Origin of the sequence: Luteibacter anthropi (assembly GCF_023699965.1) — a bacterium.
GTDB classification, from domain to species: Bacteria; Pseudomonadota; Gammaproteobacteria; order Xanthomonadales; family Rhodanobacteraceae; genus Luteibacter; species Luteibacter anthropi.
Genome location: NZ_CP077072.1, coordinates 3,075,872 through 3,086,019, shown reverse-complemented (window position 1 = coordinate 3,086,019; position 10,148 = coordinate 3,075,872). Strand labels below are relative to the sequence as shown.

Below are 10,148 nucleotides of genomic sequence, written 5' to 3'. Positions count from 1 at the left end.
AGGCCCGTTGACGCTGGACGGAGGGAGATTCTAAACTGGACGGTATAGTCCAGCAGGTATGCGAAATGACGAACCTGGATGAGCGCCCCGCCCCGGATCGCCAGAAGCGGGTTCTCCAGGCCGCATGTACGTTGTTCCTGCGCGACGGTTACCGCGTAAGCATGGGGTCCGTGGCACGCGAGGCAGGCGTGTCCAAACAGACCGTGTACGCCTATTACGAAAACAAGGACACCCTGTTCCACGCCGCCGTTGAACAACTCGTCTTGCCTCTCCATGCCAGCCTGGCGCCCGAGGGCCGCAACCTCTCGGATACGCTGCAAGCCCTGGCCCAGGCGCACCATACCCACGTGATGGACCACGACAACGTTGCGCTCGGCCGGATGCTGATCGCGGAAGCGCCACGGTTTCCCGCCGCGGCGAAAACCTTTTTCCGTACCGCGATCGACCTCATCGCGGCCCGGTTGGCACGTTGCATGGCCGAGGCGATGGACCAGGGCAGGATGCGCCGGGAAAACCCGGACGTGGCCGCCGAGCTCTTCCTGTCCATGCTTCACGGGCTGGAAGGTGACCGGCGCCTGTTCGGGATGCGCGCCAGGGGTCAGAGAGCCCAGGACGAATGGGCACGGCACGCGGTAACAGTATTTATGCACGCTTACGACATCCACCCGGATGCCGCGGCGCGAACGAACAAGAAACCTGGAAACGGAACGGAGTTCTCATGAAACCCCTGCCCCTGCGCACCTCCCTGCTGGCCGCCGGCCTGATTGCTGCCCTCGCCGCCTGCCACAAGCAGGAAGCCCCACAGATGCCGCCTCCGCCGGAGGTCGGTGTCGTCACCGCACAGCCGCAGGACGTTCCGCTGGTCCAGGACCAGGTCGGTCGCCTGTCCTCCCTGCGTACGGCTGACGTACGCGCCCGCGTGCCCGGCATCCTGCTGCACCGCCTGTATGACGAAGGCACCGACGTCAAGGCAGGCCAGAAGCTCTTCAAGATCGACCCGCAGCCGCTGCAGGCCGAACTCGACCAGCAGCTTGCCCAGCTCGCCTCTAACAAGGCCACGGCGGTCAACGCCAAGGCCCAGGCCGACCGTGCGCGCGGCCTCATCGGCAAGAACTATGTCTCCCGCCAGGACCTCGATACCGCCGAGGCCACTGAGCGCACGGCCAATGCCGCCGTGAAGCAGAGCGAGGCCTCCGTGCAGGCGGCCCGCATCAACCTCGGCTTCACCGACGTGGTCTCGCCCATCGACGGTCGTGCCGGTCAGCAGCAGGTCACCGAAGGCGCCCTCGTGGGCCAGAACGAGACCACCCTGCTCACCCAGGTCGACCAGATCGACAAGCTCTACGTGAACTTCAGCGTGTCCGTGGCCGACCTCGACACCATGCGCCGCGCCGCCGCGGCCGGCAACGCCACGCTGTCGCCCACCGACAAGTCCTCGGTGCGCATCCAGCTGCCGGACGGTTCCGACTATGCCGAACAGGGCGTGCTCGACTTCTCGTCGGCCACGGTCAGCCCGCAGACCGGCACGGTGAACCTGCGTGCGCAGCTCGCCAACCCTGACCTGCGCCTGCTTCCGGGCCAGTTCGTGACGGTGAAGGCCAACCTCGGCAGCCTGCACAACGTGTTCCTCGTGCCGCAGGACGCCGTGCTGCGTGACGCCAACTCGGCCTATGTGCTGGTGGTCGGCGAAGGCAAGTCGAAGGACCCGCAGACGGGTGAAGAGAAAACCGTCCCGTCCGCTGCTGTCCGTCGACCGATCCAGGCCGATCGCCTGAGCGGTTCCAACTGGGTGGTCACCGGCGGTCTGAAGCCGGGCGACCAGATCATCGTCCAGGGCCTGCCGAAGGCCAGGGAAAACGCGCCGGTCAAACCGTCGCCCGCGCAGGCCGCTCCGGCGGACGGTGCGCCGGGCCAGGCGGGTGCTCCGGGCGCTCCTGCCGGCAAGCAGTAAGGGAGTTTCGTCATGCCGAGTTTCTTCATCGACCGCCCCATCTTCGCGTGGGTGGTTGCGATCCTGATCAGCCTGTGCGGCACGATCGCCCTGCTCAACATGGGTATCGAGTCGTATCCGAACATCGCGCCTCCGCAGGTCGTGGTTACCGCCACGTACCCGGGCGCGAGCGCGGATACGACCGAAAAAACCGTGACGCAGGTCATCGAGCAGCAGCTGACCGGTATCGACCACCTGCTCTACTTCAGCTCGCAGTCCAGCTCGGCCGGTACGGCCACCGTGACGCTGACCTTCGAAACCGGTACCGACCCTGACATCGCCCAGGTCCAGGTGCAGAACAAGGTGTCGCTCGCGACGCCCCGCCTGCCCCAGGAAGTGACCCAGCAGGGCGTCGTGGTGGCCAAGTCCAACCCCGACTTCCTGATGTTCGTGGCGCTGACCTCGTCCAACCCGGCCATCGACGGCAACCGCCTCACCGACATCGTGTCTTCGCAGGTGCTCGACCAGGTGGCCCGTATCCCGGGCGTCGGCAGCACCCGCCAGCTCGGTGCCGAGTACGGCATGCGTGTGTGGCTCAACCCGGACAAGCTGCGTGGCTACGGCCTCTCGGCCAGCGACCTGCGCAACGCGCTCAGCACGCAGAACGTGCAGTTCGCCGCGGGCTCCATCGGTACAGACCCGGCCGTGGACGGCCAGGGCTTCAGTGCCACCGTGTCCGCCGAAGGCCGCTTCACCACGCCGGAAGAATTCAGCAACATCATCATCCGTGCGAACAACGACGGTACCGTGGTGCTCCTGAAGGACGTCGCCCGCGTCGAGCTGGGTCCGCAGACCTACGGCTTCAACGCATCGTGGAACGGCCAGTCCACCGGTTCGTTCGGTGTGCAGCTGCTGCCGGGCGCGAACGCGCTGGACGTGGCCAACGCCGTGCGTGCCAAGATGGACGAGCTCGCCAAGAGCTTCCCTGACGGCGTGACCTGGTTCGCTCCGTACGACACGACCAAGTTCGTGGTGATCTCGATCGAGGAAGTGGTGCACACCCTCGTCGAGGCGATCATCCTCGTGTTCCTCGTGATGCTGCTGTTCCTGCAGAACTTCCGCGCCACGATCATTCCGACCCTGGTCATCCCGGTCGCCCTGCTCGGCACCTTCCTCGGTCTGTCGCCGCTGGGCTTCACCATCAACCAGCTGACCCTGTTCGGCATGGTGCTCGCCATCGGTATCGTGGTGGATGACGCGATCGTCGTGATCGAGAACGTCGAACGAATCATGACGGAGGAGCACCTCTCTCCGAAGGAAGCCACCCGCAAGGCGATGGGCCAGATCACCGGCGCCGTCGTGGCAATCACCGTGGTGCTGGCGGCCGTGTTCGTGCCCTCGGCCCTGCAGCCGGGCGCCTCGGGCATCATCTACAAGCAGTTCGCGCTGACCATCGCCGTGTCGATGGGCTTCTCGGCCTTCCTCGCGCTTTCCTTCACCCCGGCGCTGTGCGCCACCATCCTGAAGAACGAGCACGACAAGCCGAAGAACATCGTCTACCGCAAGTTCAACGACATCTTCGACCGCGTGACCCACACCTACTCGGGTCACATCGGTGGCGCGATCCGTCACGCCCCGCGCTGGATGATCGTGTTCGTGCTGATCGCGGTGCTCTGCGGCTTCCTGTTCACCCGCCTGCCCACCAGCTTCGTGCCTGACGAAGACCAGGGCTACGCGCTGGCGATCGTGCAGCTGCCCCCGGGTTCGAGCATCGCGCGCACCGAGAAGGTGATGGGCGACATGCGCCAGATCCTGCTGAAGGACGCTGCCGTGGACGGCATCTTCCAGATCTCGGGCTTCAGCTTCGTGGGTAGCGGCGAAAACGTCGGCATGACCTTCATCCGCCTGAAGGACTGGGGCGACCGTGACCTCACGGCCGAGAAGTTCATCATGCAGGCCAACGGCAAGATGCAGGCCGTGCGCAACGCCACGATCTTCGTGGTGAACCTGCCCACGATCCGCGGTCTGTCGCAGTTCGGCGGTATCGACATGTACCTGCAGGCCCGTGCCGGCCAGTCGCGCGCGGAGCTCACCCAGGCCCGCAACATGCTGCTCGGCGCCGCATCGCAGAACCACGCGCTGGTCGGCATCCGTCCGAACACGCTGGAAGACGCACCGCTGCTGCAGCTGCATGTGGACCGTACCCAGGCACAGACCATGGGCCTTTCCGTCAGCGATATCTACACGGCGATCCAGCTCACCCTGGCTCCGGTGTACATCAACGACTTCTCCTACGGCGGACGCGTGAAGCGCGTGATGCTGCAGGCCGACGCGCCCTACCGCATGGGCACCGACGCCTTCCAGCACATCTTCACCCCGAGCGGCCTGCCCGCCACGGGTACGGCTTCGTCGGCCGCCACGGGTGGTTCGGTGGCCAGCTCGTCGACGTCCACGGACAGCAACATGGTTCCGCTGTCGTCGGTGGTCAGTTCGAAGTGGGAGATGGCGTCGCCCAGCCTCACGCGCTACAACGGCTATTCGGCCGTGGAAATCGTGGGCAACAACGCGCCGGGTTATTCCACCGGCCAGGCGATGAACATCGTCGAGGGCATCGTCAACGACAAGCTGCCGAAGGGCTTCGGCTATGACTGGACCGGTCAGTCCTACCAGGAAATCCTGTCGGGCAACTCGGCCACCATGCTCATGGTCCTCTCGATCGTGATCGTGTTCCTCTGCCTTGCCGCCCTGTACGAAAGCTGGTCGATTCCGGTGGCCGTGCTGCTGGTGGTGCCGCTGGGCATGCTGGGTACCGTCGTGTTCTCGATGCTGCGCGGCCTGCCGAACGACATCTACTTCAAGATCGGCCTCATCACCGTCATCGGTCTGGCAGCGAAGAACGCGATCCTGATCGTGGAATTCGCGGTGGAACAGCAGCAGTCGGGCAAGACCCTGCGCGAGGGCGTGATCCACGCTGCCCGCCTCCGTCTGCGCCCCATCCTGATGACCTCGCTGGCCTTCATCCTGGGCGTGCTTCCGCTCGCGATCTCCACCGGTGCCGGCGCCAACTCCCGCCACGCCATCGGTACGGGCGTGATCGGCGGCATGATCTTCGCGACCTTCCTCGGCCTGCTGCTGATCCCCGTGTTCTACGTGGTGGTCCGCCGCTTGCTGGGCGACAAGCTCGACGAGGTGTCGCACAAGATGCCGCACCACGGTGGCGATGACGACCACGATCCGCACGGCGGCGGCAACGCTCCCGGCCCGGTGAACGTCGGTCCCCACGCTCCCAACGTCGGTGACCTGACCGCGTTCGATTCGGACCCCCGACGGGGCACCGACCGACCGTAAGCAACACGAAGAAGCCCGGCGAAAGCCGGGCTTCTTTTTTGGGCCGCACCTACCTGGCGCAGGCCCCGTCCCCGGCCGACGACACGCTGCCCGTGAGCCACGATTTCCGGCCTGTCCATTCGCCGGGAGCCGACGTGCCAGCATTTTTCAGCTTGCAACGTAGCTACAAATGTAGTTACATTTGGATCGCCATCCACTGATGGCCATTCACTTTGAATGGGACGAAACGAAGGCCCTCGCCAACAAGGCGAAACATGGCGTGTCCTTCCGCTCTGCCCTTGCCGTCTTCCTCGATGCCCATGCCCTCGATCGTCACGACAAGGGCGACCACACCGAGGATCGATTCGTCACCCTCGGGCTCGTCCAGGGTTATCTCCTCGTCGTCGTGTACACCTTGCGCCACGATGCCGTCCGACTGATCTCAGCTCGCGAAGCCACCCGCCATGAAGCCATCCCCTACTGGAAACATCGTTCGATACACGCTCGACCCTGATCGTCCGGAGCCCCTTGGCGCGGAACAGATCGCCGAGCTCGATGCCCTGAAAGGGCGCACCATCGATTTCAGCGACATCCCGCCCCAGGTCGACGACGGCCAGTGGCGGCCCGGCGGCTTCGCCCAGCTGCAGAACAAGCAACAGGTCACCCTGCGCATCGACAAGGACGTGCTCGACTTTTTCCGCAGCAGCGGCCAGCGCTACCAGACCCGCATCAATCATGTGCTGCGCGAGTACATGAACACGCACATGCCTTCCAAGCCGGAACGCTGAAAAGGCCGGCATTCGCAGCGGCGTCGTCGATGCATTCAGGCCGCCTCCCTGACCGATGGCACATGCCCTCGCGCTTTCAAGGGGGTGTCATCAGACGCGAGTCACGGGGAACACCACCATGCCGCCGATGCGCCACCTGCTAGCACTCGTTGCCCTGGTTGCCGCGCCTGCCGCGGCAACCGATATTCAGGTACGCCTGTCCGCCTCGACGCCAAAATCCGTTTCAGGGCGGTTGATCGTGTTCACCCAGCGCGTGGACCCGTCCACCACGGTCCCACCTGACGCGATCGATATCGAATCGTTCTCTCCACCGGATCACGTGGCGATTGCCGCACGCGACATCGACGATCTGGCCCAGGACGAAACCGTTCGCGTGGACGCCGACGATACGGCGTGGCCCGGTCCGTTTTCGGACATGCCGGCCGGCGATTACTGGGTACAGGCACTGCTGGACACGCGCCGCGATTACGGCCACTACGGACGCGGCGGCGGCGATCTCACAGGACCGGTCACTCGCGTTCACCTGGGTAAGGATGCTCCGGCCATCACCGTGAAGCTTGATCGCACCGTACCCGCATCGGTGCCATGGACCTTCGATCCACGCACCCAGCCCTTCATTCTCGACGCCGTACCGCATGCACGCGCCCAGGCCCGCGCCTTCTCATTCACCAGTGCAGCGGCCAGCGCTTTTGCCGGGCGTCCCGTGACGCAAAAGGGGTGGGTACTTCTGCCTCCCGGCTACGACGGACGTAAGCACTTTCCAACGGTCTACTCGCTATCCACCTATAGCGGCGACGTCACCCGCCTCACCTTCGACGTTACGCTGATCGACCTGCTGATGAATCGCGGCGACCTGCCCCCCATGGTCTGGGTATTCCCCGATTATTCGGTACACGGCGGCACGCACCAGTTCGTCGACTCGGTCAACGACGGCCCCTGGGAAACCGCCTTCATCACCGAACTGGTGCCGTGGATCGAATCCCACTACGCCGTCGACCGCACGCCAAGAACTCGCCTTCTCACGGGGCATTCGTCCGGGGGTTGGTCCTCGCTTTGGTTGCAGGTGAACCATCCGGATTTCTTCGGTGGAGCGTGGTCCACCGGACCCGATCCCATCGATTTCCACAGCTGGCTCAACGTCGATATCTACGCCCACGACGCCAATGCCTATCGCCAGCCCGATGGCACACCGACACCAGCCGCACGAGGCAAGAACAACCAGGTTGCCGCCCGCCTCAAGGATGTCGCCCTGATCGAGCGCGTACTCGGCGACACCGGCGGGCAGTTGGGCAGCTTCGAATGGACCTTCTCGCCGCGCGGCGACGACGGCCGCCCGATGCCGTTGTTCGACCGACGCAGCGGCAAGGTCGACAGCGATGTCGCCGATGCCTGGCGCCGCTACGACATCGTGGAGCGTCTGCGGACACATCCGAATGCACGCGTGGCCGGAAAGCTCCATGTCATCGTGGGTGCAGAAGACAACTATTACCTGGACGCCGGCGTGCGTCGCCTGGCCGCGCTGCCTGGCGTCGCCGACGTGCGCATCCTTCCCGGTCGCAACCACAACAACCTGCACGCGATGGGCACCGATCCCCTGGGCCTGTTCCGCAGCATGGGTACGGAAATGGCCAGGGCGGTCACGCCCTGAGGCCCGAACCGGCGCAACCCACCACACCTCACCCCTCGATTTGCCCCTGTAGGAGCGCGCCTTGCGCGCGACCGGTTATCGCGACCATCCGGTCGCGCGCAAGGCGCGCTCCTACAGGGGCGGGTGACACAAAAAAGCCCCGGTCGGGAACCGGGGCTCTGTCACATCCTCGAATCATTGGCGCTTAACGCAGCCCCGTCTCCGCACGCGCGATCACCAGGCGCTGGATCTCGCTGGTGCCTTCGTAGATCTCGGTGATCTTGGCATCGCGGAAATAACGCTCCAGCGGCATCTCCTTCGAATACCCCATGCCACCGTGGATCTGCACCGCCTGATGGGTGATCCACATCGCGGCTTCCGAGGCCACGAGCTTTGCCATCGAAGCCTCGGTGCCGAAACGACCACCGGTCTTCTCGACCTGGCCCTTCGTCCACGCGGCGCGCAGCGTCAGCAACAGGGCCGCGTCGAGCTTGCACTTCATGTCGGCGATCTTCGCCTGGGTCATCTGGAACGTGCCGATCGGCGAGCCGAAAGCCTTGCGGTCACGCGACCACTGGAGCGTGGCCTCATACGCGGCACGTGCGATACCCACCGCCTGCGAGGCGATACCAATGCGGCCGGCATCGAGCACGCCCATGGCAATGGAGAAGCCCTTGCCCTCGTCGCCCAGGAGGTCTTCCTTCGGGCAGACGTAGTCGTGGAATTCGATTTCACAGGTGGCCGAAGCGCGGATGCCCAGCTTCGGCTCGGTCTTGCCGGCCAGGAAACCGGGACGCTGCGTGTCGATGATGAAGGCCGACACGCCCTTGGCGCCGATGCCCGGCGTGGTCACCGCGAACAGCACGATGTAGCGGGCGACGGGGCCAGAGGTGATCCAGCTCTTCTTGCCGTTGATGACCCAGTCGCCATCGGTGTTCTTCACCGCGCGGGTATGCATGTTCGATGCATCGGAACCCGACTGCGGCTCGGTCAGCGCGTAGGCGCCGATGGCCTCGCCCGACGAGATGGCGCGCACGTACTTCTGCTTTTGCTCTTCGTTGCCGTTCTTCAGGATGCCGTTACAGAACAGCGAATTGTTCACCGACATGATGGTGGAGGTAGCGGCGTCGGCTGCGGCGATCTCGACCATGGCGAGTACGTAGGCCACCGGGTCCATGCCCGCGCCGCCGTACTCTTCCGGCACCTCGATACCCATCAGGCCCAGCTGGCCCATCTCCCGGATGTTCTCAAGCGGGAACTCACCCTTCGCATCCAGTTCGGCGGCCACGGGGACGATGCGCTTCTGGGCGAAATCACGGGCGATGGACTGGATCGACAGCTGGTCGTCGGTAAAACGGAAATCCATGGGTACTCCTAGCGCCGCCTTTGGGACGGCAAAGTCTTTTGGGGTGGAGGCAAGCCCGTCATTCTAACGGTCGTTCGAGGGCTTGCCGCGCCGCAGCGCAGCATGCGGCCTTGACGCTGGGAGGGCACGGCCTCATCCTTATGCATCTCTGTATCGCGATAAAAGGATGAAGGATGGATCTGTCAACGGCATCTACGGTGCTGCGCCTGTTGGCCGACCCCACCCGCGTGCGCCTTCTGGCCCTGCTGGATCGCGAGGAACTCACCGTGGCGGAACTGGCTGCCGTGCTGCATCTGGCCCAACCCCGCGTGTCCACGCACCTGGCCAAGCTCAAGGAAGCCGACCTCGTGCGCGACCGGCGCGCCGGCGTGTCTGCGTATTATCGGGCCAACGGCGAGGCGGATCCTACCCTGGCCGTCCTGGTGGCCTCGCTGCGCGACACCCTGAGCGATGCCCTGCTGCGAGAAGATGCCGAGCGCCTGCCGGCCGTGCTTGCCCAGCGCGCGCGCACCGAAGGCTGGGCGGATACCGTGGCGGGCGATATGGAGCGCCATTATTCCCCCGGCCGCACCTGGGAAACCCTGGGCCGCGCGCTGCTCCAGCTGCTGGAAACCGGCGACGTGCTGGACATCGCCTCAGGCGACGGCGTCACCGCCGAACTCCTGGCGCCCCATGCCCATTCCATCCTCTGCATCGACAGCTCCGACCGCGTGGTCGATGCCGCACGCCAGCGTCTGGCGGATTTCCCCAATGTCGAGGTGCGCCTCGGCGACATGCATGCGCTCGACCTGGGCAAGAAGCGCTTCGACCTGGTGCTGCTGATGCACGCGCTCACCTACTCGGAACATCCGGACGAGGTGTTTCGTCAGGTGGCGGGCGTGCTCAAGCCCGGTGGTCGCGTACTCGCCGTGACGCTTGGCGAACACGACCACCGCGCCGTCGTGGAACCGTTCGACCACCGCAACCTCGGCTTCAGCCCCAGGAGTCTGTCCGCCCTGGCGAGTAACGCCGGCCTGGACGTGGTCAGCTGCAATCGTCTCAGCCGGGAACGCCGCGCGCCGCATTTCGAGGTGATCAGCCTCCTCGCGCGCAAGTCCTGAACCGGAGTAT

General features: G+C 65.0%; 8 protein-coding genes. 7 read left to right on the top strand and 1 reads right to left on the bottom strand.

All coding sequences use genetic code 11. From position 1 onward, the window contains the following. The first annotated feature begins 65 nt into the window (after positions 1 to 65). The 6 genes from KR767_RS13440 (at position 66) to KR767_RS13415 (ending at position 7,693) form a co-directional block, all read left to right on the top strand. On the top strand, positions 66 to 722 hold the full coding sequence (locus KR767_RS13440; RefSeq protein WP_166949959.1) for a TetR/AcrR family transcriptional regulator: 657 nt from the start codon (positions 66 to 68) through the stop codon (positions 720 to 722). Further along, positions 719 to 1,951 (top strand): efflux RND transporter periplasmic adaptor subunit, encoded by a 1,233-nt coding sequence (locus KR767_RS13435; protein WP_250876637.1) that lies wholly within the window; start codon positions 719 to 721, stop codon positions 1,949 to 1,951. Before KR767_RS13440 ends, KR767_RS13435 begins: the two co-directional genes overlap by 4 nt. Before the next feature lie 12 nt (positions 1,952 to 1,963). Beyond that, positions 1,964 to 5,278 carry an efflux RND transporter permease subunit gene (locus KR767_RS13430; RefSeq protein ID WP_166949956.1) on the top strand — a complete coding sequence of 1,105 codons (3,315 nt, stop codon included), beginning with the start codon at positions 1,964 to 1,966 and terminating at the stop codon, positions 5,276 to 5,278. 199 nt (positions 5,279 to 5,477) lie between these two features. Continuing rightward, the gene (locus tag KR767_RS13425) at positions 5,478 to 5,771 is read left to right on the top strand and encodes a BrnT family toxin (RefSeq protein WP_166949954.1); all 294 of its coding nucleotides are present in this window, start codon (positions 5,478 to 5,480) and stop codon (positions 5,769 to 5,771) included. Continuing rightward, positions 5,722 to 6,045 (top strand): BrnA antitoxin family protein, encoded by a 324-nt coding sequence (locus KR767_RS13420; RefSeq protein ID WP_250876636.1) that lies wholly within the window; start codon positions 5,722 to 5,724, stop codon positions 6,043 to 6,045. Before KR767_RS13425 ends, KR767_RS13420 begins: the two co-directional genes overlap by 50 nt. A 118-nt stretch (positions 6,046 to 6,163) precedes the next feature. Continuing rightward, complete coding sequence (locus KR767_RS13415) at positions 6,164 to 7,693, top strand: alpha/beta hydrolase (protein ID WP_250876635.1); 1,530 nt, start codon at positions 6,164 to 6,166, stop codon at positions 7,691 to 7,693. 184 nt (positions 7,694 to 7,877) lie between these two features. Here KR767_RS13415 and KR767_RS13410 read toward each other — a convergent pair whose 3' ends face one another. Then, a complete protein-coding gene (locus KR767_RS13410; protein ID WP_166949950.1) occupies positions 7,878 to 9,038 on the bottom strand; it encodes an acyl-CoA dehydrogenase family protein in 1,161 nt (386 codons plus the stop codon). Between the two features lie 173 nt (positions 9,039 to 9,211). Here KR767_RS13410 and KR767_RS13405 point away from each other — a divergent pair, with 173 nt between their 5' ends. Next, positions 9,212 to 10,138, top strand: a complete 927-nt coding sequence (locus tag KR767_RS13405) for an ArsR/SmtB family transcription factor (protein WP_250876634.1) — start codon at positions 9,212 to 9,214, stop codon at positions 10,136 to 10,138. The last annotated feature ends 10 nt before the right edge of the window (positions 10,139 to 10,148 follow it).

Coding starts and splice junctions, on each gene's coding strand:
- KR767_RS13405 (WP_250876634.1), top strand. CDS start 9,212: ATGGATCTGTCAACGGCATCTACGGTGCTGCGCCTGTTGGCCGACCCC.
- KR767_RS13415 (WP_250876635.1), top strand. CDS start 6,164: ATGCCGCCGATGCGCCACCTGCTAGCACTCGTTGCCCTGGTTGCCGCG.
- KR767_RS13430 (WP_166949956.1), top strand. CDS start 1,964: ATGCCGAGTTTCTTCATCGACCGCCCCATCTTCGCGTGGGTGGTTGCG.
- KR767_RS13420 (WP_250876636.1), top strand. CDS start 5,722: ATGAAGCCATCCCCTACTGGAAACATCGTTCGATACACGCTCGACCCT.
- KR767_RS13410 (WP_166949950.1), bottom strand. CDS start 9,038: ATGGATTTCCGTTTTACCGACGACCAGCTGTCGATCCAGTCCATCGCC.
- KR767_RS13435 (WP_250876637.1), top strand. CDS start 719: ATGAAACCCCTGCCCCTGCGCACCTCCCTGCTGGCCGCCGGCCTGATT.
- KR767_RS13440 (WP_166949959.1), top strand. CDS start 66: ATGACGAACCTGGATGAGCGCCCCGCCCCGGATCGCCAGAAGCGGGTT.
- KR767_RS13425 (WP_166949954.1), top strand. CDS start 5,478: ATGGCCATTCACTTTGAATGGGACGAAACGAAGGCCCTCGCCAACAAG.